Genomic DNA, 23701 nt, shown 5'->3' with positions numbered 1-23701 from the left:
TGGTGTTTATTTGATCAGAGCTGTGTAGGACGCCTCGCACGCTAGCCCGGCTATTCGTGCTCGGTCATATGCTTTCGCCAGCTCTCCCGCTCGAGCATCAGCCCGTGCGAGCAGGTCGGAGAGCACCATGGCGGCGCGGGTGGCTGCCTGGCCTCGGGCAATAGCGTCGGTATCCGTGGCGGGGCAACTGACGGTGGCGGCGAGCTTGGCTGCGTCGTCCCGCATCCGCCGACCAGCAGCATCGGCGCCAGCAGCACCAGCATCCGCAACCTGGTGTTCCTTTTGTGCATGGGTTCTCGCCTCCTCCTGCGCCTCGGCGCGTCGTTGTTCTTCCTGTCGTGCGCCCCGCTCACCCAGGACTTCGGCCAGCGTAAAGCGCCAAGAACAGTTATCCGGCGGACTAGGATCGCGGCCGGAGGAACAACACGAGTGCGAACTGGACTAGGGCCAGGTTGTAATCAAGGCGCACATGAGTTTTCGGTCGACGCCAGTAGCGGGCCGATAACGGAAAGCATCACTGAAGCGCCTGGCATACCCGGGCGCTTTGGGATGCGGACGAGCACACACCGCGCAAGCGGCCCCCTGCATCACTTCTGCCAACTTGAGACGAAGTTGGGGCATTGCTGGATTTGCCATAGGACTCCAGCCCGATCACCTGGTACTCCCCATCACCAGGCTGCATCGGTCGTGACACTCGCCCTCCCCTGGTCCGGGAGGTAAACGGCACAGTGAGCGTTACGACCAATGCAGCCCACCGAGGACACTTCATGGAAACGATCACCTGTGGCTCATGGATTGGTCAGCTCGGAAAGGCGCTGGCACCCCGTGAACTTGAAGCACTGTTGTGGGTGGCTCAAGGGCTCACCACCAAAGAAATCGCCCGCCAGATGGCGGTCACCCCAGGCACCGTGGCCAATCGCATCGAGGCAGCGCTTTTCAAGCTGGAAGCCGGCCGCCGCATTGAGGCCGTCACCAAGGCCATGCGCCAACAGATCATCAGCCCGCTGTGCATCGCCCTGGCCGGGTTAATGGCTATGCACGCCGTCATGGGCGATGCGGACCCTATGCGCCGCGACCGCCGTGTACCTGAGCGGCGTATTGCCCAGGTCCGAATTATCCGCAAGGCCGAATCATTCGACCTGCACGCTTGATCCCAACTGAGGAAGACACCATGCAGACAGCAATGCATCCTGCTTTTCAGCAGCGGATTGCCGAAGTAGCCGACTTGCTTGAGCGCACCAAGGCGGCAAGAGCCGAGGCGCGTGCCAAGATCGGGCGCTCCACCCCTCTCTTCCAGGCGGCGAACAAAGACGGCGCTTGGGATGTGGTCGAGGTCTCCACTGGCCTGAAACAGGGCTTTGCCTTCAAGTACGCCACAGCGATGCTGTTCGTCGACGCAATGGAGGCAGCTGCAACGCGCAAGCTGGTCGGACGGCAATGATCGGCGAGCCTATCCCAGATCCACGCCAGCAGGTGCTGGCACAGCTCAATGCGAGCATCGACCAGTTCTTTGCCAGTGGCGGCAAGCCAAAAGAGTTGCCCGGCCCTTCGTTCGAGCCACGCCCTACCCGGCTGATTGCTGCTGACGCCCTGGACGAGGACGACGGCCCGCCGAAGCCAGGCAGCCGCGCCGAGATCACCCTGGCGCGCAACCTGGCCAAAACGCACACCTTCACCGAGGCCGTTGAGGCCAGCGGCATCGAACGTACCCGACTACTTCAGCTTTCGAAGGCGCACCTGATCACGTTCCAGGTCAGTAGCACCGAGCGCAGAAAGCGAGTTGCCGCAAAGCAGCAGCGCGAAAAGCAAAAGGCGGCCCATTGCGAGCAGATCCGGGCATTAGCCGGTACCGGGGTAACCCGTAACCAGGTGGCGCAGCAGCTGGGCATCAGTTACGGCCACCTGGTTCGGCTGCTCGCAGATCACGACATCGATTTCCCTATCCGGGGAAAGCTGAAGTGAAGCGAATCAACAACCGCGCCCGGCATGGCCGGCGCCAGCAATGGATCAAACTGCCGCCCAGCGGCTTGAGAGGTATCGGCAATGGCCGAGAAGAAGACGGGAGCAGCCAAGCACTCGGCGGACTACCGCGAGAGGAAGAAGGCCGAAGCGGAGCGGTTTGGCATCGAGACGTTGCCAGTGGAAATGGCGGCCGGAACGCGAGCTGGAATGGCTGCGTCGATGAAGGCGCACGGCTACACCCAACTGCAGGAGCTGTTGCAGAACCTGCACCGGTCGTTCCTGGCTGCCTCACCTGATGAGCAGGCCCGCCGACTGAAACAACCTGACGCGCCAGCTTTTGAGATATCACGAAAACTAACGCGCCAGTTCGAGAAAGCCAGCAGGGCTGAGATCAGACGCTGCCCCGGCGACGAAGTTGTAAGCCCCGAATCAGAATGATGTGCTTGCCCAGTATCTGGCAGTAGCAAAGCCTTTCGATTTCGCGACTTCGACATCGTCGGTCAAAAATGATTCTGTACGGACACTGGCCTTTATCTGCTTCCCGGTTTCCCTTTCGTAAACCGAGCTAACAACCTCAAAGAACGTGTACTCAGGTACTTCAGAACTCTCGGAAGTGGCTGGCTTTGCTGGTGACTTTTTGGGCCCGCGTAGGCGAAGAGCCAAGGTGTATCGGTTGTTGTACTTTTCTTCAAACGGTTGCCAATCTGCGCTCATAACGAACCCTCTAACTTTTACTGACCACCCGTAATACCCCATCCAAAACCAAATTGCCACCATGCCGCCAGTCGGCCACGGAGGAACACCCATGCCCATTCGTCACGCAGTTATTCACCAGATCGACAAGAAGCCAGACGGCAGCCCAGCCGTTCTGCACCTAGCATCCGACAACCTGCCAGAGACGCAGGCCATCGAAAGCCTGCTGTACGACGTGAACGACACGTACAACGCCAAGACCGGGAAGGCGTGGGGCTACTTCCAGCCGGAGCCGGGTGCCTACCCACTGAGCGGCTGGCTGGGCAAGTTCACCGGCGGCGACATGGAGTTCATCGACTTCACCCGCACCGCGGCTGAGCACCTGACGAAACTGATGGAGGAGTCGAACCTGGCTGTCGGCGGCCATGTGCTGTTCGCCCTCTACACCCAGGGTATGACCGACTACCTGACGATTGCCATTCTGCAGCAGATCGAAACGGTGGCGGTGGCTGACGACCTAAGTGTGGCGGTATCGCGAAACCTGGACATCGGAACTCTGCACTTCGCAGCACGGATCAACCTGAGCGAGTGGAAGCACAACACCAGCTCGCGGCAGTACATCTCGTTTCTCAAGCCAAAGGGCGGCCGACGCTCCACCGCCTACTTTCGCGACTTCATCGGCGCGACCGAGGGTGTCGACTCGCCGGGCGAGACCCGGGTGTTGCTCAAGGCCTTCAACGACTTTGTTCAGGCTGAAGACCTGCATGCCGATTCGGCCCGGGAGAAGAGCCAGGAACTGATTGCTTATGCGCAGGCCCAGGCCAAGACCGGCCAGCCAGTGACCATTGCCGAGCTCTCGGAGCTGGTCAACGAGGACCGCCCGCAGACCTTCGCCGACTTTATCAAGGTTGGCGGCTATGACTTGGCCGATCGCTTCGCCCCGGACAAGCGCACCATCAACCAGTACCGCCGCTACACCGGCCGCGCCGAAGGCATGTCGATCAGCTTCGAGGCGCATTTGCTCGGCAAGCGCGTCGAGTTCGACCAGGACAGCGCCAGCCTGACCATCAAGAATCTGCCGACGCAGTTGATCGACCAGCTCAAGCGCACCGCAGCCTAGTCACCTGAACCAGAAGCCTTACTTGGGTCGATAGGCATTGAAGAGCTGCCAGATCGAGCTGTTGAATTTGCTTACCTCGCTCGACTCGGCGGTTTCTTCACGGATTGCCTTAGATTTTGAAGCCACATAACTCCAGGGTATGCCGGCCACATCATCTGCAAACTCTGCAGAGTTGACACCCGCGAGGGCTGCTAAAGCCTGCTGCGCCCGATGAAGAGAGGATCCGTCATTGGTCGCCAGCCTCTCTACGGCATCGGTAAGTTTGAAGATTGTGTCAGTTGAAACGGCCATCCCCAGCTCCTTAGTCCGCCCTCTAATGGGCTGTAAACCAATACCCCACTTCAACGAATCACGCCACCCCGGCGAGGCTAGTGGCTGCCTGGAGATACCCATGAGCACATTCGCAGTCTTCGGCATGACCGCCGACGTAGCGCTGGCTGAGGCCAGGAAAATCACCAAGACCACCAAAGCCAGTGGCAAAGAGGGGGGGGGGTAGCCCTTGAGCTAACGCTTGCCGAGTGGAATGAAGCCGTAGCGGAGTGCGCCGCCAAGATCATGGCTGGTGAGAAGGTGAAGCAACTGAGTCAGCTCTTCGACGCCCCGCAGTACGCCCAGCAATTCATCGAACTGGCCAAGCGCACCGGAAAGTGCCGCGACCTTCGAATCCGCGCCAAGGCGCTGCTGCGTGGTGAAGAAGGCAAACCAGTAATCAACCCCAAGACCAAAGCGCCCGTGGTGGGCTGGAGCGACTACCAGCCACACCAGCAGACATCAGCTGCTTAGTCGTCGTCTTCGGCGCATGGGTAGCACTTAGGCGCGCATGACTCTACTGCCGACTTTATCGCATCAGTTAGCTCGCGGCGATCTTCGAAAACACCACCGAGCACCCCGTCAGTGAAGAGCTTATTCCCAAGCTTGTAGGCAGGCTCAAGTTCGCCACCGCTGTAGGAGTGGTTTCCGTGCCGGGGACAATGCTCAGTAACACCTGCCCTCGCGGCGATACCAAGCGCGACGCCATGCTGCTCTTCCGCCTTCATCATTTCGTGCTTTTGCTGACCCATAGCGCCGACTCCTGAAGAAGTGAGCTTTCATCCTGCTCCTACTTCCGCCAGCCATCAATAAGTTTTACTAGCAATTGTGGTGCCACCACTTCAACTTTTAGACAGACGGTATCCCCATGCCAACAGAAAACCGATCCAGCAACACCGAACAGATGGTCAGCGTGCCGCGTAAGCTGGCTGATTCAATCGAGAGGACCTGGCGCCAGAACGGCCAATGGAATATGGAGATCCACGGCTGGCACGTTCACAGCAACGGCTTCAACGTACACCAGCTATTAGCAACAAATTACGACGAAGCCCAGAAGGAAGCCTGCTGGCTCAACGACCAGCGGGACGCCCCCTTCGACCGCTGCGCTTATGTGGTGGTCGAAATCGACGGCCGTGAGCACCTTCCCCGGCGCCTGACCTGGCGTGAACGCCTCACCGGCAAGATTCAGTAACCCCTCCCCACCTCTGCCGCCATGCGCGGCGTGGAGACAATCATGAAGAAAGAACTGATCAAGATCAGCGTGTTTCAGCGCCGAAAATGGGGCGAGAACGGCACCCCGCTGTGCGCTCAGGCAATTCGCAATTACCTGCGCGATCGCAAGCTGCCCGGCGAGCGCATTGGCAATATCTGGTACGTTGACTGGGCCGCCTACCAGCGGACCACCGGCAATGCACTGGTCGACATGGTGCTGAAAGGAGCTGCGTAATGGTTCCTCGACCAAGGAACAAGGCCAACAAAGGCCTGCCCCAGAACCTCTACTTTGATGCGCGCCGGGGCACTTATCGCTACCGGCGCCCTACGGATGGTAAGTGGTTTCAGTTCGGCAACGATCGCGGCAAAGCTATCGACGCCGCGTCCCAACTGAACACCGCTTTCCTCCGAGGCGGTGACCTGGTGGCTGCGGTCCTGGGCGAAACATCGATCACCATCGCCGAGTTCCTGGACACATACGAGCGGGACGTACTCCCTCCCCGGGAACTGGCAAAGGCCACGCTGGATCTGTATGCAGTCAGATTTAAACAGGTCAGAGCTGTGCTCGGCGAGCGGCCCGTGGATCAGATCACGATCCGGATGGTTGCCGAGTTCTTGGAGCCACTGACCGCCCGCGCCAGCAACCAGGCCCGTGCAATCCTCATCGATGTGTTCAATCACGCCGCGGCTAAGGGCCTGTGCCCGGACAACCCGGCGGCCAGCACCATCCCCAAGATCGAGAAGAAACAGCGCAAGCGGCACACCGTCGAAGGCCTAAAGGCCATCCGCGAGAAGTCGCCCCGCTGGCTGCAGAACGCGATTGACCTGGCACTGATAACCGCGCAGCGCCGCGGCGACATCCTCAATATGAAGTTCGAAGATGCGCGAGACGGATTTCTGTACGTGGTTCAGAGCAAGACCGAGAAAGCATCTGACGCCGGTTGGCTGAAAATTAAGGTCACCGACCAGCTGGGCGAAGTGCTTACCAGGTGCCGGGACGACATCCTGTCGCCATACCTGGTGCATCGCCGGCCGGAACGGAAGAAAAAACGCGAAGGGAAAGATCACTGGACGAAAGTCGACGAGAGGTTTCTCACTCGGGCCTTCAAAGATGCGAGAGATGCCGCCGGCTGTTACAGCGACCTCAAAGAGGAAGAGATGCCGGGGTTTCATGAAGTGCGCGCCCTCTCCCTTCACCTGTACAAACGAGCAGGCAAAGACGGGCAGAAGATCGCCGGGCATGCTACCGAAGGCATGACCAGGAACTACCAGAAAGGGCACGAAGATGTGGTGTGGTCCGAAGTCGAAGCTGACTTGGATATCGGCGATTTCGCCGGGTAGTTTTGCGCGAGTTTTGCGCATGTTTTGCGCGGGCACAAAAAAGCCGGTTTAGATAACCGGCTTAACTGCCTGATTTTACTCAGTAAATAATGGTCGGGACGGAGTGATTCGAACACTCGACCCCTTGCACCCCATGCAAGTGCGCTACCGGGCTGCGCTACGCCCCGACTGGGCTTGAAGCATGTCCCCCTAGTTACTGAGAACGTTGAAGAATGTACCCTAACCTTTTGAATTTTGGAAGCATTTTTTCCAAAATTCCCGGCCCGATACGGGCTACTTCTTCAGCACCACCAACACGTCTTCCAACTCGACAATCATCTGCCGGATCAGCTGTTTGTACTGGGTGGTGTCGTCCTTGGCTTCATCGCCAGAGAGGCGCAAACGCGCCCCGCCGATGGTGAAGCCCTGGTCGTACAGCAGCGCGCGGATCTGGCGGATCATCAGCACATCCTGGCGCTGATAGTACCGCCGGTTACCGCGGCGCTTCACCGGGTTGAGTTGCGGGAACTCCTGCTCCCAGTAGCGGAGCACGTGCGGTTTTACCGCACAAAGCTCGCTCACTTCACCAATGGTGAAGTAGCGTTTGCCTGGAATCGGCGGAAGCTCGTCGTTATGACTTGGTTCCAGCATAGGCCTCAACTCGGGCTTTCAACTTCTGCCCTGGACGAAAGGTGACGACTCGACGCGCCGTGATCGGGATCTCTTCCCCTGTCTTGGGGTTGCGGCCCGGCCGCTGGCGTTTGTCACGCAGGTCAAAATTGCCGAATCCGGACAATTTGACCTGCTCGTTGTCTTCCAGAGCGTGCCTGATTTCCTCAAAGAACAGTTCAACCAATTCCTTGGCTTCACGTTTGTTCAGGCCCAGCTCCTCGTACAGCCGTTCGGCCATCTCAGCTTTCGTCAGAGCACCCATACGCTATTTCCTTAACGTGGTGTTCAACCTTTGTTCGAGCGAGGTGAGGATGTTTTGTGTCGCGGTATTCACCTCTTCATCATTAAGAGTGCGCGACGGATGCTGCCAGGTCAAGCCTACGGCGAGGCTTTTTCTATCAGGATCAATGCCTTTACCCTGATAAACATCAAACAGCCTGAGGTCCGTGAGCCATTCGCCTGCATTGTCACGAATTACTTCAAGCACCGAGCTCGAAGCAACATCACGTCCTGCCACCAAGGCCAGGTCACGACGCACTTCCGGGAATTTCGACAGTTCGCTGAACTTCGGCAGGCGGCCATCGGCCACTTCACCCAGGACCAGCTCAAAGACGAACACCGGACGATCGAGGCCGAGGGTCTTGGCCAGTTCCGGGTGGATGGCACCCAGGTAGCCGACTTCGCGACCGTTACGCTCGATGCGTGCAGTCTGGCCCGGGTGCAGCGCCGGGTGTTTGCCCGGTACGAAGCTGAACTCGGCGAGCGAGCCGGAGAAGCCCAGCACCGCTTCTACGTCGGCTTTCACGTCGAAGAAGTCGATGGTGTCACGGCCGTTGGCCCAACCTTCCGGCAGGCGGCTACCGCAGACTACGCCGGCGAGCATCGGCTCTTGCTTGAGATCGCCCAGCTGGCCGACAAAGCGCAGGCCGCTTTCGAACATGCGTACGCGGTCTTGCTGACGATTCAGGTTGTGCTGCAGCGACTTGACCAGGCCCGGCCACAGGGAGGCACGCATGGCCGCCATGTCGCTGGAGATCGGGTTGGCCAGCAGCAGCGGCTCGACGCCAGGGCTGAACAGTTCGAACAGTTTCGGGTCGATGAAGCTGTAGGTGATCGCTTCCTGATAGCCACGGGCAACCAGCAGACGGCGCAGGGCCGGCAGTTCGCCACGGGCTTCGGCCTTGGCCTGCGGGGCCAGGCGCGCTTGCGGGTAACGCACTGGCAGGCGGTTGTAGCCGTACAGGCGGGCCAGTTCTTCGATCAGGTCGACTTCCAGGCTGATGTCGAAGCGATGGCTTGGTACTTCGACCTGCCACTGGCCTTCGCCAGCGGTGGTTTTCAGGCCCAGGCCGTTGAGCAGTTGCTCGACTTCGGCGCTGGCCATTTCCATGCCCAGCATCTGGGTCAGGCGCTCGGCACGCAGGGTGACCGGTGCAACCTTCGGCAGGTGCGCTTCGCTGGTGACGTCAACCACAGGGCCGGCTTCGCCGCCGACGATGTCTAGCAGCAGGCCAGTGGCACGCTCGATGGCTTCGCGGGCCAGCTCTGAGTCGACGCCACGCTCGTAGCGGTGCGAGGCATCGGTGTGCAGGCCGTAGGAACGGGCCTTGCCAGCAACCGAAATCGGCTCGAAGAAGGCGCTTTCGAGGAAGATGTCGCGAGTGGTGGCGGAAACGCCGCTGTGCTCGCCACCCATGACGCCGGCAATGGCCAGGGCGCGGGAGTGGTCGGCGATGACCAGGGTGTCGCTACGCAGCGCCACTTCCTGACCGTCGAGCAGAACGAGCTTCTCGCCCTCCTCGGCCATGCGCACGCGGATGCCGCCGTTGATCTCGGCGAGATCGAAGGCGTGCATCGGCTGGCCCAGTTCGAGCATCACGTAGTTGGTGATGTCGACGGCAGCGTCGATGCTGCGCACATCGGAACGACGCAGACGCTCGACCATCCACAGCGGGGTCGGGCGCGACAGGTCGACGTTACGGATAACGCGGCCCAGGTAGCGCGGGCAGGCTGCTGGAGCCAGTACTTCAACTGGGCGCACTTCGTCGTGAGCGGCAGCAACGGCTGGCACCGCCAGACGGGTCACCGGTACGTCGTACAAGGCACCGACGTCACGCGCCAGACCTGCAACCGACAGGCAGTCGCCACGGTTCGGGGTCAGGCCGATTTCGATGCTGGCGTCGTCCAGGTCCAGGTACACGCGAATGTCTTCGCCTACCGGGGCGTCGCCAGCCAGTTCCAGCAGGCCGTCGTTCTCTTCGCTGATCTGCAGCTCTGCAGCCGAGCACAGCATGCCGTTGGACTCAACGCCACGCAGCTTGGCTTTCTTGATCTTGAAGTCGCCTGGCAGTTCGGCACCGATCATGGCGAACGGGATCTTCAGGCCAGGGCGCACGTTTGGCGCGCCGCACACTACCTGGAAGGTCTCGCTGCCGCTGCTGACCTGGCACACGCGCAGTTTGTCGGCGTCGGGGTGTTGTTCGGTGCTCAGCACCTCACCGACGACGATGCCGCTGAACTGACCGGCAGCCGGGGTGACGCTGTCGACTTCAAGGCCGGCCATCGAAAGACGGGCAACCAGATCGTCTCGGGATACCTGCGGGTTGACCCAACCGCGCAGCCATTTTTCACTGAATTTCATCCTGCTCTCCTGAAAGATTCGTTACGGGTGCGCGACCTAGCGAAATTGCGCAAGGAACCGCAAGTCGTTGTCGAAGAACAGGCGCAAATCGTTGACGCCGTAACGCAGCATGGCCAGGCGCTCGGCGCCCATGCCGAAGGCAAAGCCCTGGAACTCTTCAGGGTCGATGCCAGACATGCGCAGCACGTTCGGGTGAACCATGCCGCAACCCATGACTTCCAGCCAGCCGGTCTGCTTGCACACGCGGCAGCCTTTGCCGGAGCAGATCACGCACTGGATGTCGACTTCAGCCGATGGCTCGGTGAAGGGGAAGAAGGACGGACGGAAGCGAACCGCCAGTTCCTTTTCGAAGAACACCCGCAGGAATTCTTCGATGGTGCCTTTGAGGTCGGCAAAATTGATATCGCGATCGATCAGCAGGCCTTCGACCTGGTGAAACATCGGCGAGTGGGTCAGGTCCGAGTCGCAGCGGTATACGCGGCCCGGGCAGACAATGCGGATTGGCGGCTGACTGGACTCCATGGTCCGCACCTGCACCGGCGAGGTGTGGGTACGCAGCAGCATGTTGGCATTGAAGTAGAAGGTGTCATGCATTGCCCGGGCCGGGTGGTGGCCGGGAATGTTGAGGGCTTCGAAGTTGTGGTAGTCGTCTTCGACCTCAGGGCCTTCGGCGATGCCGTAGCCGATGTGGGTGAAGAACTGCTCGATGCGCTCCAGGGTACGGGTGATCGGATGCAGACCACCGGAGGTCTGGCCACGGCCCGGCAGGGTCACATCAATGCACTCGGCAGCCAGACGGGCGCTGAGTTCGGCTTCTTCGAAGGCCGCTTTGCGCGCGTTGAGCACCTCGGTGACGCGTTCCTTGGCGTCGTTGATCAGCGCGCCAACTTTTGGCCGCTCTTCGGCAGGCATATTGCCCAGGGTCTTCATCACCTGGGTCAGTTCGCCTTTCTTGCCAAGGAATTGAACCCGGATCTGTTCCAGGGCATTGATGTCTTCAGCGCGTTCCACGGCCTCCAGGGCTTGGGAGACCAGCGCGTCCAGGTTTTCCATGTACAGACTCCAGATACAAAATAGGGGAAGAGCGCAGGCTCTTCCCCTATTAAGACGTTAACACCTGGCGCCGGAAATGACGCCGGGTGATTGTCGGGGTACTTAAGCCAGCGAGGCTTTAGCTTTCTCGACAATCGCAGCAAACGCCGCTTTTTCGTTCACTGCCAGATCAGCCAGAACCTTACGGTCGATTTCGATCGACGCTTTTTTCAGGCCAGCGATCAGGCGGCTGTAGGACAGACCGTTGATACGCGCACCAGCGTTGATACGAGCGATCCACAGAGCGCGGAACTGACGTTTTTTCTGACGACGGTCGCGGTAGGCGTATTGGCCTGCCTTGATGACCGCTTGCTTGGCAACACGGAAAACGCGCGAGCGAGCGCCGTAGTAACCTTTAGCCAGTTTCAGAATTTTCTTGTGACGCTTACGAGCGATGACGCCACGCTTTACACGAGCCATGAGTAACTTCCTCTATCTAGAACCAAAAATTAACGAAGGCGCAGCATGCGCTCGACTTTTGCAACGTCCGACGCGTGCAGCAGGCTGCTACCGCGAAGTTGACGCTTACGCTTGGTCGACATTTTGGTCAGGATGTGGCTCTTGAAAGCGTGCTTGTGCTTGATGCCGTTAGCAGTTTTCAAGAAACGCTTGGCTGCACCGCTTTTGGTTTTCATTTTTGGCATGTTCGGATACTCCGCATTCAGTTGATAAACATAACCGCAAGGCCTGCCGTGCCCTGGTGGTTATTTCTTTTTCTTGGGGGCGATGACCATCAAAAGCTGGCGTCCTTCCATCTTCGGATGCTGTTCGACGGTCCCGTATTCGGCGAGATCAGCTTCGATCCGCTTCAACAGTTCCATACCCAGCTCCTGGTGGGCCATCTCACGACCACGGAATCTCAGAGAGATCTTGGTCTTGTCCCCATCACTAAGGAAACGTACCAGGTTGCGTAGTTTTACCTGGTAATCCCCTTCCTCCGTCCCTGGACGAAACTTGATTTCTTTGATCTGGATGATCTTCTGGTTCTTCTTCGCCGCAGCCTGCTGCTTTTTCTTCTCGAACAGGCTCTTGCCGTAGTCGAGGACTTTGCAGACAGGGGGTACAGCGTCAGCAGAAATTTCTACCAGATCCAGTTTCGCTTCTTCAGCGATACGAAGCGCTTCTTCAATCGAGACGATGCCCAACTGCTCACCGTCAGCGCCAATTAACCGAACCTCACGTGCCGAGATATTCTCGTTGATCGGGGCCTTCGGTGCAGCTCGTTTGTCTTGTCTCATATCACGCTTAATAGTAATTACTCCGAATCTTGGCGACCACGCCGGGAAACCGCTTGCGCGAGCAATTCCGTGAACTGGGCGACGGGCATCGAGCCCAGGTCTGCACCTTCACGGGTACGCACAGCGACAGTTTGCGTTTCGACTTCCCGATCCCCGATAACCAGGAGATAAGGAACCTTGAGCAAGGTATGCTCGCGGATCTTAAAGCCAATTTTCTCATTTCTCAAGTCGGACTTGGCACGGAAACCGCTTTCGGCCAGAGTTTTTTCCACTTGCTGAGCAAATTCAGCCTGTTTGTCGGTGATATTCATGATCACCGCCTGGGTTGGCGCAAGCCAAGCCGGGAACGCACCTTCGTAGTGCTCGATGAGAATTCCGACGAAGCGCTCGAACGATCCGAGGATCGCGCGGTGCAGCATCACAGGGTGCTTGCGGCCGTTGTCTTCGGAGACGAATTCGGCACCGAGACGGATCGGCAGGTTGAAGTCGAGCTGCAGGGTACCACATTGCCAGACACGACCCAGGCAATCCTTGAGCGAGAACTCGATCTTCGGACCGTAGAAGGCGCCCTCGCCCGGCTGCAGGTCGTACGGCAGGCCTGCGCTGTCGAGTGCGGCCGCCAGGGCAGCTTCGGCGCGATCCCACAGTTCATCGGAACCGACGCGCTTTTCAGGGCGAGTGGACAGCTTCATCACGACGTCGGTAAAGCCGAAGTCGGCATAGACATCCATGGTCAGCTTGATGAACGCAGCGGATTCGGACTGCATCTGCTCTTCGGTGCAGAAGATGTGTGCGTCGTCCTGAGTGAAGCCACGCACGCGCATGATCCCGTGCAGGGCACCGGACGGCTCGTTACGGTGGCAGGCACCGAACTCGGCCAGACGCAGCGGCAACTCGCGGTAGCTCTTCAGGCCCTGGTTGAACACCTGCACGTGGCAAGGGCAGTTCATTGGCTTGATGGCGTAGTCGCGGTTTTCCGACTGGGTGGTGAACATGTTGTCGGCGTAGTTGGCCCAGTGGCCAGACTTTTCCCACAGCGAACGGTCAACAACCTGCGGAGTCTTGATCTCCAGGTAGCCGTTCTCGCGCTGAACCTTGCGCATGTACTGTTCCAGTACCTGGTACAGGGTCCAGCCGTTCGGGTGCCAGAACACCATGCCCGGCGCTTCTTCCTGGAGGTGGAACAGGCCCAGGCGCTTGCCGATTTTACGGTGATCGCGTTTTTCCGCTTCTTCGATGCGCTGAATGTAGGCAGCCAGCTGCTTCTTGTCGGCCCAGGCGGTGCCGTAGACGCGCTGCAGCTGCTCGTTCTTGGCATCGCCGCGCCAGTAGGCGCCGGACAGCTTGGTCAGCTTGAACGATTTCAGGAAACGGGTGTTCGGCACGTGCGGACCGCGGCACATGTCGACGTATTCTTCGTGGTAGTACAGGCCCATGGCCTGTTCATCCGGCATGTCTTCGACCAGACGCAGCTTGTAGTCTTCGCCGCGGGCCTTGAACACTTCGATCACTTCGGCGCGCGGAGTGACTTTTTTGATGACGTCGTAATCGGTGTCGATCAGCTGCTGCATGCGCTGCTCGATGGCAGCCATGTCGTCAGGCGTGAAAGGACGCTCGTAGGCGATGTCGTAATAGAAGCCTTCGTCGATGACCGGACCGATGACCATTTTTGCGGTCGGGTACAGCTGCTTGACCGCGTGGCCGACCAGGTGGGCGCACGAGTGACGGATGATCTCCAGTCCCTCTTCGTCCTTGGGCGTGATGATTTGCAGTTTGGCGTCGTGTTCGATCAGGTCGCAAGCGTCGACCAGCTTGCCGTCGACTTTACCGGCGACGGTGGCTTTGGCCAGGCCGGCACCAATGGATGCGGCGACTTCGGCTACGGATACGGCCTTGTCGAAAGAACGTTGACTGCCATCGGGAAGAGTAATAATGGGCATGGCGCCTCCTCTCCTAGTGGTGACCCCTACCAAAGGTCACGTGGGTTGGGATGAGCCAGTACGCGATCCGCCCCTGTCTTTGCACAAGCAAAGCCTGCCTCACAGTGGCAGAAGCCCGAAAGCCTGCCAGGGAACGAACCAGAGTGACTGGAATAAAAAAGTTGGGAGCGGCGCTACAGCAGGTGCTGGCGCGTTTCCGAGCTGAGCATGCTAGCACAAAGCTTTGCGGCGATTGCGGGGAACTTGAACGGAAATTTTCCGCTCAGAGCTTGTGAAGCGTCCTACTCTTGAAAGACCCAACTCAAGGAGTGTTTGGTTATGCGAGTTCAGTCACTTCTGGCCCTGGCGGCTGTCTCTGCCCTGCTGCTACCGCTAAGCGCCGGTGCCAGCAAGCTGCCCGCCGACTATCAGATGTCCTGCGTGACACAAGCGCAAAAGCAAGGCCTGACCAAGGATAAAGCTGAAGGGTACTGCAGCTGCGCCGGCAAGGTGCTGGAAAAAAACCTTACCGACGCGCAGATCAAGGACCTCAATACCCTGGAAGATGGCGTGGATGCTGCGGTAATGAAGAGCGCGCAAGAAAAGGTTGCGGCCGCCTGCGCCCAGAAAAAATAGGCCTTTGGCCAGGTAATCCATCGCTATTTTGCTCCAGATCAGCAATCTGCGAAGGTAAAAGGGGCTACAAGCCCATAATTAGACTATGATGTCTTGGTGCACCCTGTTGGCCTCGGCAACACCGCACTACTGAAAATCATGTTTCTTGGAGATACACCCATGTCTAATCGCCAAACCGGCACCGTAAAATGGTTCAACGATGAGAAAGGCTTCGGCTTCATCACTCCACAAGGTGGCGGCGACGACCTGTTCGTTCACTTCAAGGCTATCGAATCCGACGGTTTCAAAAGCCTGAAGGAAGGCCAGACTGTCTCCTTCGTTGCCGAAAAAGGCCAGAAGGGCATGCAGGCTGCACAAGTTCGTCCAGAGTAAGCTCTGACCGAATAAAAAAACCCGTCCTTGTGGCGGGTTTTTTTGTGCCTGCTTTTTGCCCCACAGGAGCATCGAGCCAGGCCAGGAGCGGTGGGAGCGGGCTTGCCCCGCGATTGCATTTTTTCAGGCGAATCGTATCGCGGGGCAAGCCCGCTCCCACAGTAAGCCCTCTCCCACCAGGGTTTCAGCCGCAGTTGACGCTGGTGACCACGCCCTGGGCATCGGTGTGCAGGTTCAAGCGCTCGGAGCGGTAATCCATTGTCATGACATCACGCGGCCCAAGTGCATGCGCCATTTGCGAGCCGCTGGCCTTGCGCGCCTGCTCGACCAACGCCGGGGTCGCCTGCTTGCCGATGGCGAACTCAGCGCCACGCGCCTCGCAACGACCATCGTTGTTCGCCGCGGCCTCTGGCGCCTTCGACGACGAACCGCCGGTACTGCTGCAACCGGACAGAACGGCAACCGCCAACAGGCTCATCAATGATGCACGGAACATGAATCCTCCTTTAAATACGGAAATACTGCTGCCTATCTGACAGTCTCGCTGGTTTTTTGTTTCAAAACCCATCAAGTCTGCCTGAGCCAGCGCACTCAGGTAAAAGCGCAATCGTCACGGGATTTTGCACAAATGCCGTCGCAACTCAGTACAGGTCGATGTAATCGCTCGAGGGTTTCGGCCAGTTGGCCTGTAACACGTTGAACACCTGCAACACCCAGCGCTCGTCCGCCGCGGCCTGTTCACCGACGCAGCCGGAGCCAGCCGCCCAGGTTTCCAGACGAAAGGCCAGGCCCTCCAGTTCGCGACCACCAACCACCTGCGACAGCCAGGCGATACCGCCACGGTTGACCCGCAGCTGGTTGTGCACCGCATTGCTGCCAGCGCCAAGCATGCTGCGCACGGCCTCAAGGGTGAACTGTTCGGGGTTGTTCAAATCGATCTGCACAGCGCTGTTCCGACTAGCTGGAAACCGTTAGTTTGCCACGACCCCCGCGCTTATGCCTAAGTCGCAGTGCCTTGGCAGGCATCGGCATGATTTACTGCAGCCTACGGCGGAGCGCAATCAAGCCTCCCCTTTCAAACGCCAGGGCCCGGCATTTGAACCCACAGTGCGCGCAGTTTTTCCGGAACCGCTTATGACAAGCCACATCATCGATGCCGACATCAAGGTCAAATGGCCCGAGGGCCAGAGCGCCTACAGCCCGGCCAGCGCCGAAGAATTGATGCTGATTGCTGTTGACCTGCTGGTCAAAGACCTGGGCAACGAGGCTGCGCGCAGCTTCGTCGATCAGGTCTTTGAGCGCTATACGCACGCTACTTCAGACGCGCAAGCCGCGTACTGAGCAGGTCAAAAAAGCCCTGGGCATCACCACTGTCGATCCACATCACGTTGCTCGGCTGCTCCAGGGTGTTGTACCAATCGGCAATGGTCTGGCCGTAGGTCGGGCCTGCGCGGCTGTCTACCTGCATATGAATCTGCCGCCCCTTGAACAGCTCAGGCTTGAGCAGGTAGGCGATCACGCTGGCATCATGCACCGGACCGCCGGGCATGCCGTAATGGTCCATGTCGGCCTTGATGTAGGCATTGAGAATGTCCACCACCAGCTTGCTGGCCTGGTTGTTCACTGCCGCCAGCTGGGTGAGGCGCGCGTCGCTGGTCAGCACTTTGTGAGTGACGTCCAGCGGCAGGTAGGTCAGTTTGACTCCGCTGCTGAGCACCACTTCAGCGGCCTCCGGGTCGGCGAACAGGTTGAACTCGGCCACCGGGGTGATGTTGCCACCGTTGAAGTGAGCGCCGCCCATCACCACCACTTCCTTGATGCCCTTGGTGATTTCCGGCGCCTGGATCAGCGCCAGGGCCAGGTTAGTCTGCGGGCCTAGCATGGCTACCGTGATGCTGTGCGGCTCGGCCTTGCCCAGGCTGTCGATCAGGTACTGAACGGCGTTGCCTTTGGCCAGTCCTGCCTTGGGCTCATGCACCGGAACACCGGGCAAGCCCTCCTCGCCATGAATATCCGCCGCATAGATGGGCGTGCGCAGCAACGGCTTGGGCGCACCGGCATACACCGGAATGTCCTCGCGCCCACCCCACTCCCTGGCCAGCCGTGCATTGCGCGAGGTCTTGTCCAGGCGCACGTTGCCGGCCACGGTGGTGATGGCGCGAATCTTCAGTTCATCGGGCGAAGCCATGGCCAGCAGCAAGGCCACCACGTCGTCGGCACCGGGGTCGGTGTCGATAATCAGATCGATCGGTGCGGCCTGGGCGGCACCTGCCGACAGCAGGGACATCAGCAGTACTCCTTGGAGCAAACGTTTGGCAGGTTGAATCCATTCAATCATCGGACAGGTCCTTGTGAGGCAAGCTTCTAGAAAGTAACGCCAGCGATCAAGACGATGTTGCTGTAAGGCTGGCATTCACCCGTGCGCACCACGGCGCGGGCACCACGGCTGAGCTGTTTGAACTCGGCGTGGCTAAGCAGGTTGCGGACACCGAGCTGGCCATGCGCGTGGCACTGCTCGATGGCGGTCAGGCCGGGGGGATTGGCCTTGAAGATTTCTTCGGCGAGCACATGGCTTTCTACCTGCATCTCGCTCAGCACAGTGCGCAGCACACTGGCAAAGTCCGGTATCCCGGGGGTCAGCGCCAGGTCGATCAGCTCGACACCGGGCGGCACCGGCAAACCGGCGTCGCCGATCACCAGAATGTCCCCATGCCCCAGCGAGGCGATGACCCGTGACAGGGCAATATTGAGCAAGGGCGTTTTTTTCATGGCTGCAACTCGGCCAGGTAAGGGATCGAAGGCTGCGCACCGGCGCGCGTGACCGACAGGGCCGCAGCGCGCTGCCCGAAAGCAATCGCCTCGCCCTCCTCCGCCCCGCGTGCCAGCGCAGCGGCAAAGCCACCGACAAAGGTGTCGCCCGCCGCCGTGGTGTCCACTGGCTGCACCACCGGCGCCGGGAAGTGTTTGAAGCCCTGGGCATTGGCGAACAAAGCCCCCTGGGCGCCAAGGGTGACGATGACGTTTTTCACCCCGAGGCTGCGCAAGTGACTGGCGGCTGCTTCGGCGCTGGCAAGATCAGTCACCGGCAGCCCGGTCAGCGCCTGTGCTTCGCTTTCGTTGGGGATCAGGTAGTCGATTGCGCCGTACCAGTTCAACGGCAAAGGCCCCGTGCAGGGCGCCGGGTTGAGGATCACCGTTTTGCCCAGGGCACGACCACGCTCCAGGGTGTAGGCCACGGTCTGCGCAGGTACTTCCAGCTGGCAGATGATCACTTCGGCGCTTTGCAGCAAGGCATCGAAGGCCTGCACCGATTCAGGCATCAGCTGGCCGTTGCCACCAGGGATGATGACGATGGAATTCTGGCTGCTGGCGTCGACCACGATTAGCGCCAGGCCGCTCGATACGCCTGCACACACTGCTACGCCCTGGCAGTCGATCTGCTCGTCGAGCAAGGCCTGGCGCAGCTGTTGACCGTAGGCATCGTCGCCGACGTTGCCGATCATCGCCACCGCCGCCCCCAGGCGCGCCGCGGCCACCGCCTGGTTGGCGCCCTTGCCGCCCGGCACGGTGGCAAACGACTCGCCTGCCAGGGTCTCGCCGGCACGCGGCAGCCGCTGGGCGCGGGCTACCAGGTCCATGTTGAGGCTACCTACCACTACTACCTTGGCGTGCATGACTGTTCTGTTCTCAGCGGTATTCATTGAATAGGTCTGGGCGTGGTGCGGTGGACTCGCGCAGCACGATCTTCGGCGCGACGATGCGCTGCTCCGGCGCGCCGCGCAGCGGTTGGGCAATACGCGACAGCAACAGGGCGGCAGCGCTCTCGCCCAGCTCACGGATCGACTGGCCGACCGTGGTCAGCGCCGGGAATACGTAGCGGCTGAGCTGGATGTCGTCGAAGCCGATCACCGACAACTCGCCGGGTACGCAGATGTTGCGCTCGGCGGCGGCGCGCAGCACGCCGATGCCGATCATGTCGTTACCGGCGAAGATCGCCGTCGGCCGCTGGCCGTCGAGCAACTGCGCGGCGGCGGCATAACCGCCCAGGCTGGTGAAATCGCTGTTGACGATGTGCTCGTCGGCAACCGCAACCCCGGCTTCAGCCAAGGCACGCCGGAAGCCGGCCAGACGCAATTGTGCGGTGCTGGTGCTGGCCGGGCCGCCGATGCAGGCGATTTCACGATGGCCCAGTTCGAGCAAATGCCGGGTCGCCAGGTAAGCGCCCTGCTCGTGGTCGATGCTGACCAGATCGGCTTCAACCCCTTCCAGGGCACGGTCTACGATCACCATCGGTGTACGCACATTGGCCAGGCTGCCCTGCAGGTCGCTGTCTTCACCCACCGAGGCGACGATCAAGCCGTCGATGCGTTTCTCCAGCAGCACGCGCAGGTAGCTGCGCTGCTTTTGCGGGTTGTCGTCGGAGTTGCACAGGATCACGCAGTAGCCGTTGCGCTCGCAGGCATCCTCGATGCCACGGGCCAGCTCAGCGAAGTACGGGTTGACGCTGTTGGGCACCAGCAGGCCAATGGTGGCGGTGCTGCGCGCCTTGAGCGAACGGGCGACGGCGCTGGGCACGTAGTCGAGCTCGGCGATGGCCGCCTCGACTTTCAGGCGCACCGGCTCGCTGACCGGTCGGGTCTTGTTCAGTACATGGGACACGGTGGTATAGGAAATCCCCGCCAGTGCCGCGACATCTTTGATAGTTGCCATGGGTCAGTTCCGCCGATTTGAACGTCGGCTACGGTAGGTGTCGAGGACCACGGCGATCACAATGACCGCCCCGGTGATAATGCGTTTGGTCGGCTCTGATGCGCCGATCTGGGCCAGGCCGGCGGCCAGCACGGAGATGATCAGTACACCGAAGAAGGTGCTGATCACCGAACCGCGCCCGCCCATCAGGCTGGTGCCGCCGATAACCACGGCGGCGATGACTTGCAGTTCAAGGCCGGAGCCGGCATTGGGGTCGGCGGCTTCCAGGCGGGAAATCTGGAACAGTGCGGCAAGGCCGGCCAGCAGCCCCATCAGCGAGAACACCAGAATCTTGTACGGACGCGGGTCGATACCGGCCAGGCGCACCGCTTCTTCATTGGTGCCTATGCCGATCAGGTAGCGGCCGAACACCGTGCGGGTCAGCACCAGTTGGGCAAGGATGATCACCAGCAAGGCGATGATGAACGACGGCGATACGCCAAACGCCAGCGGATTGGAGAGCCAGGCAAAGGCGTCGCCGATGTAGGCAGTGCGCGAGTCGGTCAGCTGGTAAGCCAGGCCGCGGGCCATTTCCAACACGCCGAGGGAGACGATGAACGATGGAATCCGCCAGGCCACGGTGATCGATCCGGTAATACTCCCGGCCAGCGCCGCCACGCCCATGCCGAGCAACGCGGCCGGCAGCACGCTCCAGCCCCAGCCGAGGATCGCCACGCTGACCGCCGAGGCCGCCAGAGCCAGCACCGAACCGACCGAGAGGTCGATGCCGCCAATGATCAAGACGAAGGTCATGCCGACCGCCAGGACCATCAGGTCGGGGATCTGGTTGGCCAGGGTGCTGAAGGTGCCGTAAGAGAGGAAATGACTGCTGAGGAAGGAAAACAGCACAATCATTGCCAGCAAGGCGCCCGCCAGGCCCAGGTAGGTACCCAGGCCGTAATAGCTGCTGTTGCGCTTGGCGCCGGGGGCAGCGGTGTCCACTGGAGTGGTTTTCATGAGGTTGTCCTGGGTGCCGCTTCGTGCAGCAACGCATCACGTTTCTGATAGCCGGCAAAGGCTGCGGCCAGTAGTTGATCCTGGGTCCAATGTTCGCGCTCGAAGGTGTCGATCAGGTGTCCGGCACTGAGCACAGCGATGCGGTCGCAGATCAGCATCAGCTCGCGCAGGTCGCTGGAGACCACCACCAGCGCCTTGCCCTGGCGCGCCAGTTCGGCGAGCAGGCCGTAGATGTCGAACTTGGCGCCGACGTCGATGCCACGGGTCGGTTCGTCGAACAGCAGCACCGTGCAATCGCGCTCCAGCCAGCGGCCGATGACCACTTTCTGCTGGTTGCCACCGGACAGCTCGCCAACCACCTGATCGGGACTGGAACTGCGAATGCGCATGGCGCTGATCTGGCGTTGGGCCAACTCACGTTCGGCATTACCGTCGAGTACGCCAGCGCGGGAAATCGCCGGAAGGTTACCCAGGGCGATGTTGGCGCTGATCGATTGCGACAGCAGCAGGCCTTCGCCCTTGCGGTCTTCGGTGATCAGGGCGATGCCTTCGCGCACTGCGGCTACCGGTGAATCGATCTGCACCGGGCGCAATGGCTGGCCCAGCTCGATAGCGCCGCTGTCGGCGCGGTCGGCACCGTAGATCAAACGCAGCAGTTCGGTGCGACCGGCACCGATCAGCCCGGAGATGCCGAAAATTTCGCCGCTGCGCACCTCGAAAGAAACGTCACGCACCTTGTCGGCGCGGCTCAGGCCATTGACCTTGAGAATCGGCGCGCCGATCTGGCGCTGGCCCAGGTCAATGTGCTCGGCCAGTTCGCGGCCGACCATCAGGTTGACCAGCTCTGCGCTGCTGTAGCGCGCCATGGGCTCGACGCACACCAGCTTGCCATCGCGCAGCACGGCGATGCGCTGGGCGATGCGCTTGAGCTCTTCCAGGCGGTGAGAGATGTAGACGATGGCCACCCCACGCTGCTGCAGGCGTTCGATCTGGGTGAACAGCAACTCGACCTCACGCGCGGTGAGCATGGCCGTGGGTTCATCGAAAATCAGCACATGGCAGTCGCCGATCAGGTTGCGGGCAATTTCCACCATCTGTTGATGGCCGATGCCCAGTTCGCCGACCGGGGTGTCCGGGTCGATAGCGTCGAGACCGACCTGAGCCATGGCGGCACGGGCCTGCTCGCGCAAGCGCTTGCGACTGATCCAGCCGCCACGGCTGGGCAGGTTGTCGAGAAACAGGTTCTCGGCCACCGTCAGGGTCGGCAGCAGGTTGAGTTCCTGCATGACCATGCGCACGCCAAGACGCTCAGCAGCGGCACGGCTGCCGGGCTGGTAAGTCTGCCCTTGATAGTGCATCTGCCCGGTGGTCGGCAGCTCGAGGCCGCCGATGATTTTCGACAGGGTACTCTTGCCCGCACCGTTCTCGCCGGTGAGGGCCAATACCTCGCCGCGATACAGACTCAGCTCGATATCACCGAGCACCGGCTGGGCGTAGGTTTTGCCGATTGCGCTGACTGAAAGCACGACATCCGCAGTCGCTGACATTGCTTGATCTCCTGGCGCCCGCCGTCGGGCAGGCGCACGCCATGCCGCTACTGGGTGACCAATTCGACCGGGGTCTGGATGACGTTGTCGGCGTCCACTTCAGGCTTTTCGCCTTTGAGCATCTTCAGCGCCGCCTCGATGCCGAACACCGCCTGTTTGGCGGCGTACTGGTCGGCGGTGGCAAGCACACGGCCGTCCTTGAGCATCGGTTTGATCGCATTGATGTTGTCGTAGCCGACCACCTGAACCTGGCCAGCCTTGCCCGCCGCGCGCACCGCCGAAACGGCGCCCAGGGCCATGCTGTCGTTACCGGCCAGCAGCGCCTTGAGCTCGGGGTGGGCATTGAGCATGGAGGCGGCAACCGCATTGCCTTTGGCAATTTCCCAGTCACCCGATTGCACCGAGACGATCTTGATTTGTGCGGCTTCCATCGCGTCTTTGAAGCCGGCGGTGCGCTGCTGGGCGTTGGTGGTGGTCGAAACACCTTCGATGATGCCGACCTCGTCACCGGCCTTGAGTTTCTCCTTGGCCAGGTACTCACCCACCAGACGCGCGCCTTTGCGGTTATCCGGGCCTACGAACGGTACGCTGAGGTTTTTGCTCTTGAGGACGTCAGGGTCCAGACGGTTGTCGATGTTGACCACGGTGATGCCGGCGTCCATGGCCTTTTTCACCACCGGCACCAGAGCTTTGGAGTCCGCTGGGGCAATGACCAGGGCGTTGACCCCGGAAACGATCATCTGCTCGACAATGCGAATCTGATTGCCGGAATCGGTCTCGTCCTTGATGCCGTTGGAAACCAGCTCGAATTCGCCCGCGTGTTCTTTCTGATACGCCTTGGCGCCGTCTTCCATGGTCAGGAAGAACTCGTTGGCGAGGGACTTCATCACCAGCGCCACTTTCGGCTTGGCGTCGTCGGCCTGGGCCTGGGACAAGGGCATTGCGAGGGAGAGCGAGGACAGTACGGCGACCGCCAAAAGGCGTCCTGCGAACGGCAGCTTCATGTATTTACTCCGAATCTTATGATTTTTATCGGGTCGCAAACGTTTGCGTTAACTCACTATGGGAACGCAACCAGACTTTGTCAAATTCGACGGCGCAAACTTGCTGGAAGTTGCCTGTGGGAATTATCGTCAAATTACTCGGAAAACCGAACCCCCCAGATAGGGTTACTCGGGTTTTCGAACGCCAAGCCCCTCGTACGCCTTTGTCACGTCAAATGAAAGCTCATATAAATCAATAGATTGAACATGAAATACGAC

General features: G+C 60.2%; 31 protein-coding genes, 1 tRNA gene and 1 pseudogene. 12 read left to right on the top strand and 21 right to left on the bottom strand.

The window, feature by feature from the left end:
- Positions 1 to 6 precede the first annotated feature (6 nt).
- A pseudogene (locus ACVI9W_RS21960) lies at positions 7 to 369 on the bottom strand (DUF2514 family protein); the annotation flags it as partial.
- A gap of 398 nt (positions 370 to 767) precedes the next feature.
- Between ACVI9W_RS21960 and ACVI9W_RS21955 the strand changes: the two are divergent.
- The 5 genes from ACVI9W_RS21955 to yejK all read left to right on the top strand — a co-directional run bounded on the left by ACVI9W_RS21955 (position 768) and on the right by yejK (position 3775).
- A complete protein-coding gene (locus tag ACVI9W_RS21955; RefSeq protein ID WP_342622662.1) occupies positions 768 to 1151 on the top strand; it encodes a response regulator transcription factor in 384 nt (127 codons plus the stop codon).
- Between the two features lie 20 nt (positions 1152 to 1171).
- Positions 1172 to 1441: a hypothetical protein gene (locus tag ACVI9W_RS21950; protein ID WP_461531177.1), complete on the top strand. Its 270-nt coding sequence runs from the start codon at positions 1172 to 1174 to the stop codon at positions 1439 to 1441.
- Positions 1438 to 1962, top strand: a complete 525-nt coding sequence (locus tag ACVI9W_RS21945; protein ID WP_461531176.1) for a hypothetical protein — start codon at positions 1438 to 1440, stop codon at positions 1960 to 1962. Before ACVI9W_RS21950 ends, ACVI9W_RS21945 begins: the two co-directional genes overlap by 4 nt.
- Before the next feature lie 81 nt (positions 1963 to 2043).
- Positions 2044 to 2400, top strand: coding sequence for a hypothetical protein (locus tag ACVI9W_RS21940; RefSeq protein ID WP_461531175.1), 357 nt, complete (start codon positions 2044 to 2046; stop codon positions 2398 to 2400).
- Between the two features lie 367 nt (positions 2401 to 2767).
- Positions 2768 to 3775, top strand: a complete 1008-nt coding sequence (gene yejK / locus ACVI9W_RS21935) for a nucleoid-associated protein YejK (RefSeq protein ID WP_461531174.1) — start codon at positions 2768 to 2770, stop codon at positions 3773 to 3775.
- A gap of 18 nt (positions 3776 to 3793) precedes the next feature.
- On the opposite strand, the gene ACVI9W_RS21930 is transcribed toward yejK, so the two are convergent.
- A complete protein-coding gene (locus tag ACVI9W_RS21930) occupies positions 3794 to 4066 on the bottom strand; it encodes a hypothetical protein (protein WP_461531173.1) in 273 nt (90 codons plus the stop codon).
- 279 nt (positions 4067 to 4345) lie between these two features.
- Here ACVI9W_RS21930 and ACVI9W_RS21925 point away from each other — a divergent pair, with 279 nt between their 5' ends.
- Positions 4346 to 4558 (top strand): hypothetical protein, encoded by a 213-nt coding sequence (locus ACVI9W_RS21925; RefSeq protein ID WP_461531172.1) that lies wholly within the window; start codon positions 4346 to 4348, stop codon positions 4556 to 4558.
- Here ACVI9W_RS21925 and ACVI9W_RS21920 read toward each other — a convergent pair.
- Positions 4555 to 4836, bottom strand: a complete 282-nt coding sequence (locus ACVI9W_RS21920) for a hypothetical protein (protein ID WP_461531171.1) — start codon at positions 4834 to 4836, stop codon at positions 4555 to 4557. The genes ACVI9W_RS21925 and ACVI9W_RS21920 overlap by 4 nt on opposite strands.
- Before the next feature lie 116 nt (positions 4837 to 4952).
- On the opposite strand from ACVI9W_RS21920, the gene ACVI9W_RS21915 reads away from it, so the two are divergent.
- Genes ACVI9W_RS21915 through ACVI9W_RS21905 form a run of 3 tightly spaced genes read left to right on the top strand, consistent with a single transcriptional unit; the run spans position 4953 to position 6637 of the window.
- Complete coding sequence (locus ACVI9W_RS21915; protein ID WP_461531170.1) at positions 4953 to 5276, top strand: hypothetical protein; 324 nt, start codon at positions 4953 to 4955, stop codon at positions 5274 to 5276.
- Positions 5277 to 5318: 42 nt separating this feature from the next.
- Positions 5319 to 5531 carry a hypothetical protein gene (locus tag ACVI9W_RS21910; protein ID WP_330079499.1) on the top strand — a complete coding sequence of 71 codons (213 nt, stop codon included), beginning with the start codon at positions 5319 to 5321 and terminating at the stop codon, positions 5529 to 5531.
- On the top strand, positions 5531 to 6637 hold the full coding sequence (locus tag ACVI9W_RS21905) for a phage integrase Arm DNA-binding domain-containing protein (RefSeq protein ID WP_461531169.1): 1107 nt from the start codon (positions 5531 to 5533) through the stop codon (positions 6635 to 6637). Before ACVI9W_RS21910 ends, ACVI9W_RS21905 begins: the two co-directional genes overlap by 1 nt.
- Before the next feature lie 90 nt (positions 6638 to 6727).
- Here ACVI9W_RS21905 and ACVI9W_RS21900 read toward each other — a convergent pair.
- The 9 genes from ACVI9W_RS21900 to thrS form a co-directional block, all read right to left on the bottom strand.
- Positions 6728 to 6804 (bottom strand) — tRNA-Pro (locus ACVI9W_RS21900).
- Between the two features lie 106 nt (positions 6805 to 6910).
- Positions 6911 to 7267: a MerR family transcriptional regulator gene (locus ACVI9W_RS21895; RefSeq protein ID WP_010222411.1), complete on the bottom strand. Its 357-nt coding sequence runs from the start codon at positions 7265 to 7267 to the stop codon at positions 6911 to 6913.
- Positions 7248 to 7550, bottom strand: coding sequence for an integration host factor subunit alpha (gene ihfA / locus ACVI9W_RS21890; RefSeq protein ID WP_002553164.1), 303 nt, complete (start codon positions 7548 to 7550; stop codon positions 7248 to 7250). The genes ACVI9W_RS21895 and ihfA overlap by 20 nt, the downstream gene beginning before the upstream one ends.
- 3 nt (positions 7551 to 7553) lie before the next feature.
- On the bottom strand, positions 7554 to 9929 hold the full coding sequence (pheT, locus tag ACVI9W_RS21885) for a phenylalanine--tRNA ligase subunit beta (RefSeq protein WP_461531168.1): 2376 nt from the start codon (positions 9927 to 9929) through the stop codon (positions 7554 to 7556).
- 36 nt (positions 9930 to 9965) lie between these two features.
- Positions 9966 to 10982 carry a phenylalanine--tRNA ligase subunit alpha gene (pheS, locus tag ACVI9W_RS21880; protein ID WP_038609632.1) on the bottom strand — a complete coding sequence of 339 codons (1017 nt, stop codon included), beginning with the start codon at positions 10980 to 10982 and terminating at the stop codon, positions 9966 to 9968.
- Between the two features lie 102 nt (positions 10983 to 11084).
- Positions 11085 to 11441 carry a 50S ribosomal protein L20 gene (gene rplT / locus ACVI9W_RS21875; protein ID WP_010222414.1) on the bottom strand — a complete coding sequence of 119 codons (357 nt, stop codon included), beginning with the start codon at positions 11439 to 11441 and terminating at the stop codon, positions 11085 to 11087.
- Between the two features lie 29 nt (positions 11442 to 11470).
- Positions 11471 to 11665, bottom strand: coding sequence for a 50S ribosomal protein L35 (gene rpmI, locus ACVI9W_RS21870; RefSeq protein WP_027620572.1), 195 nt, complete (start codon positions 11663 to 11665; stop codon positions 11471 to 11473).
- Between the two features lie 60 nt (positions 11666 to 11725).
- Positions 11726 to 12277 carry a translation initiation factor IF-3 gene (infC, locus tag ACVI9W_RS21865; protein WP_274293471.1) on the bottom strand — a complete coding sequence of 184 codons (552 nt, stop codon included), beginning with the start codon at positions 12275 to 12277 and terminating at the stop codon, positions 11726 to 11728.
- A complete protein-coding gene (thrS, locus tag ACVI9W_RS21860) occupies positions 12277 to 14199 on the bottom strand; it encodes a threonine--tRNA ligase (protein WP_461531167.1) in 1923 nt (640 codons plus the stop codon). The genes infC and thrS overlap by 1 nt, the downstream gene beginning before the upstream one ends.
- Positions 14200 to 14517: 318 nt before the next feature.
- Here thrS and ACVI9W_RS21855 point away from each other — a divergent pair, with 318 nt between their 5' ends.
- Together ACVI9W_RS21855 and ACVI9W_RS21850 are read left to right on the top strand one after the other, a co-directional pair.
- A complete protein-coding gene (locus ACVI9W_RS21855; RefSeq protein ID WP_461531166.1) occupies positions 14518 to 14814 on the top strand; it encodes a hypothetical protein in 297 nt (98 codons plus the stop codon).
- 159 nt (positions 14815 to 14973) lie between these two features.
- Complete coding sequence (locus tag ACVI9W_RS21850) at positions 14974 to 15186, top strand: cold-shock protein (protein ID WP_003179963.1); 213 nt, start codon at positions 14974 to 14976, stop codon at positions 15184 to 15186.
- 184 nt (positions 15187 to 15370) lie between these two features.
- Here ACVI9W_RS21850 and ACVI9W_RS21845 read toward each other — a convergent pair whose 3' ends face one another.
- Both ACVI9W_RS21845 and ACVI9W_RS21840 read right to left on the bottom strand, forming a co-directional pair.
- Positions 15371 to 15682 carry an I78 family peptidase inhibitor gene (locus ACVI9W_RS21845; RefSeq protein WP_461531165.1) on the bottom strand — a complete coding sequence of 104 codons (312 nt, stop codon included), beginning with the start codon at positions 15680 to 15682 and terminating at the stop codon, positions 15371 to 15373.
- A gap of 145 nt (positions 15683 to 15827) precedes the next feature.
- On the bottom strand, positions 15828 to 16130 hold the full coding sequence (locus ACVI9W_RS21840) for a hypothetical protein (RefSeq protein WP_461531164.1): 303 nt from the start codon (positions 16128 to 16130) through the stop codon (positions 15828 to 15830).
- 190 nt (positions 16131 to 16320) lie between these two features.
- Here ACVI9W_RS21840 and ACVI9W_RS21835 point away from each other — a divergent pair, with 190 nt between their 5' ends.
- Complete coding sequence (locus tag ACVI9W_RS21835; protein ID WP_157192032.1) at positions 16321 to 16527, top strand: hypothetical protein; 207 nt, start codon at positions 16321 to 16323, stop codon at positions 16525 to 16527.
- On the opposite strand, the gene ACVI9W_RS21830 is transcribed toward ACVI9W_RS21835, so the two are convergent.
- The 7 genes from ACVI9W_RS21830 to ACVI9W_RS21800 form a co-directional block, all read right to left on the bottom strand.
- Positions 16499 to 17473, bottom strand: a complete 975-nt coding sequence (locus ACVI9W_RS21830; RefSeq protein ID WP_461531163.1) for a nucleoside hydrolase — start codon at positions 17471 to 17473, stop codon at positions 16499 to 16501. The genes ACVI9W_RS21835 and ACVI9W_RS21830 overlap by 29 nt on opposite strands.
- A gap of 77 nt (positions 17474 to 17550) precedes the next feature.
- Positions 17551 to 17955, bottom strand: coding sequence for a D-ribose pyranase (rbsD, locus tag ACVI9W_RS21825; RefSeq protein WP_038609605.1), 405 nt, complete (start codon positions 17953 to 17955; stop codon positions 17551 to 17553).
- Complete coding sequence (gene rbsK, locus ACVI9W_RS21820) at positions 17952 to 18860, bottom strand: ribokinase (RefSeq protein WP_461531162.1); 909 nt, start codon at positions 18858 to 18860, stop codon at positions 17952 to 17954. The genes rbsD and rbsK overlap by 4 nt, the downstream gene beginning before the upstream one ends.
- 13 nt (positions 18861 to 18873) lie before the next feature.
- Complete coding sequence (locus ACVI9W_RS21815; protein ID WP_038609599.1) at positions 18874 to 19896, bottom strand: LacI family DNA-binding transcriptional regulator; 1023 nt, start codon at positions 19894 to 19896, stop codon at positions 18874 to 18876.
- Between the two features lie 3 nt (positions 19897 to 19899).
- Entirely contained in the window at positions 19900 to 20892 is a 993-nt protein-coding gene (locus tag ACVI9W_RS21810; protein WP_342624995.1) for an ABC transporter permease, read from the bottom strand.
- A complete protein-coding gene (locus ACVI9W_RS21805; protein ID WP_461531161.1) occupies positions 20889 to 22439 on the bottom strand; it encodes a sugar ABC transporter ATP-binding protein in 1551 nt (516 codons plus the stop codon). Before ACVI9W_RS21805 ends, ACVI9W_RS21810 begins: the two co-directional genes overlap by 4 nt.
- 47 nt (positions 22440 to 22486) lie before the next feature.
- The gene (locus tag ACVI9W_RS21800; protein ID WP_461531160.1) at positions 22487 to 23443 is read right to left on the bottom strand and encodes a substrate-binding domain-containing protein; all 957 of its coding nucleotides are present in this window, start codon (positions 23441 to 23443) and stop codon (positions 22487 to 22489) included.
- Positions 23444 to 23701: the final 258 nt, after the last annotated feature.

The sequence above is a fragment of the Pseudomonas sp. 210_17 TE3656 genome, from assembly GCF_054821965.1.
The sequence above is the reverse complement of the archived record's forward strand: the minus strand, read 5'-3'. Positions and strand labels throughout refer to the sequence as shown.

What these genes read in the sequence shown, in the direction of transcription:
- ACVI9W_RS21915 (WP_461531170.1), top strand. Translation starts at nt 4,953, where the DNA reads ATGCCAACAGAAAACCGATCCAGCAACACCGAACAGATGGTCAGCGTG.
- pheT (WP_461531168.1), bottom strand. Translation starts at nt 9,929, where the DNA reads ATGAAATTCAGTGAAAAATGGCTGCGCGGTTGGGTCAACCCGCAGGTA.
- yejK (WP_461531174.1), top strand. Translation starts at nt 2,768, where the DNA reads ATGCCCATTCGTCACGCAGTTATTCACCAGATCGACAAGAAGCCAGAC.
- pheS (WP_038609632.1), bottom strand. Translation starts at nt 10,982, where the DNA reads ATGGAAAACCTGGACGCGCTGGTCTCCCAAGCCCTGGAGGCCGTGGAA.
- ACVI9W_RS21955 (WP_342622662.1), top strand. Translation starts at nt 768, where the DNA reads ATGGAAACGATCACCTGTGGCTCATGGATTGGTCAGCTCGGAAAGGCG.
- ACVI9W_RS21950 (WP_461531177.1), top strand. Translation starts at nt 1,172, where the DNA reads ATGCAGACAGCAATGCATCCTGCTTTTCAGCAGCGGATTGCCGAAGTA.
- ihfA (WP_002553164.1), bottom strand. Translation starts at nt 7,550, where the DNA reads ATGGGTGCTCTGACGAAAGCTGAGATGGCCGAACGGCTGTACGAGGAG.
- ACVI9W_RS21800 (WP_461531160.1), bottom strand. Translation starts at nt 23,443, where the DNA reads ATGAAGCTGCCGTTCGCAGGACGCCTTTTGGCGGTCGCCGTACTGTCC.
- thrS (WP_461531167.1), bottom strand. Translation starts at nt 14,199, where the DNA reads ATGCCCATTATTACTCTTCCCGATGGCAGTCAACGTTCTTTCGACAAG.
- rplT (WP_010222414.1), bottom strand. Translation starts at nt 11,441, where the DNA reads ATGGCTCGTGTAAAGCGTGGCGTCATCGCTCGTAAGCGTCACAAGAAA.
- rbsK (WP_461531162.1), bottom strand. Translation starts at nt 18,860, where the DNA reads ATGCACGCCAAGGTAGTAGTGGTAGGTAGCCTCAACATGGACCTGGTA.
- ACVI9W_RS21930 (WP_461531173.1), bottom strand. Translation starts at nt 4,066, where the DNA reads ATGGCCGTTTCAACTGACACAATCTTCAAACTTACCGATGCCGTAGAG.
- ACVI9W_RS21805 (WP_461531161.1), bottom strand. Translation starts at nt 22,439, where the DNA reads ATGTCAGCGACTGCGGATGTCGTGCTTTCAGTCAGCGCAATCGGCAAA.
- rpmI (WP_027620572.1), bottom strand. Translation starts at nt 11,665, where the DNA reads ATGCCAAAAATGAAAACCAAAAGCGGTGCAGCCAAGCGTTTCTTGAAA.
- ACVI9W_RS21910 (WP_330079499.1), top strand. Translation starts at nt 5,319, where the DNA reads ATGAAGAAAGAACTGATCAAGATCAGCGTGTTTCAGCGCCGAAAATGG.
- ACVI9W_RS21835 (WP_157192032.1), top strand. Translation starts at nt 16,321, where the DNA reads ATGACAAGCCACATCATCGATGCCGACATCAAGGTCAAATGGCCCGAG.
- ACVI9W_RS21945 (WP_461531176.1), top strand. Translation starts at nt 1,438, where the DNA reads ATGATCGGCGAGCCTATCCCAGATCCACGCCAGCAGGTGCTGGCACAG.
- ACVI9W_RS21940 (WP_461531175.1), top strand. Translation starts at nt 2,044, where the DNA reads ATGGCCGAGAAGAAGACGGGAGCAGCCAAGCACTCGGCGGACTACCGC.
- ACVI9W_RS21905 (WP_461531169.1), top strand. Translation starts at nt 5,531, where the DNA reads ATGGTTCCTCGACCAAGGAACAAGGCCAACAAAGGCCTGCCCCAGAAC.
- ACVI9W_RS21815 (WP_038609599.1), bottom strand. Translation starts at nt 19,896, where the DNA reads ATGGCAACTATCAAAGATGTCGCGGCACTGGCGGGGATTTCCTATACC.
- ACVI9W_RS21810 (WP_342624995.1), bottom strand. Translation starts at nt 20,892, where the DNA reads ATGAAAACCACTCCAGTGGACACCGCTGCCCCCGGCGCCAAGCGCAAC.
- ACVI9W_RS21850 (WP_003179963.1), top strand. Translation starts at nt 14,974, where the DNA reads ATGTCTAATCGCCAAACCGGCACCGTAAAATGGTTCAACGATGAGAAA.
- ACVI9W_RS21845 (WP_461531165.1), bottom strand. Translation starts at nt 15,682, where the DNA reads ATGTTCCGTGCATCATTGATGAGCCTGTTGGCGGTTGCCGTTCTGTCC.
- ACVI9W_RS21830 (WP_461531163.1), bottom strand. Translation starts at nt 17,473, where the DNA reads ATGTCCCTGCTGTCGGCAGGTGCCGCCCAGGCCGCACCGATCGATCTG.
- ACVI9W_RS21855 (WP_461531166.1), top strand. Translation starts at nt 14,518, where the DNA reads ATGCGAGTTCAGTCACTTCTGGCCCTGGCGGCTGTCTCTGCCCTGCTG.
- ACVI9W_RS21920 (WP_461531171.1), bottom strand. Translation starts at nt 4,836, where the DNA reads ATGGGTCAGCAAAAGCACGAAATGATGAAGGCGGAAGAGCAGCATGGC.
- rbsD (WP_038609605.1), bottom strand. Translation starts at nt 17,955, where the DNA reads ATGAAAAAAACGCCCTTGCTCAATATTGCCCTGTCACGGGTCATCGCC.
- ACVI9W_RS21895 (WP_010222411.1), bottom strand. Translation starts at nt 7,267, where the DNA reads ATGCTGGAACCAAGTCATAACGACGAGCTTCCGCCGATTCCAGGCAAA.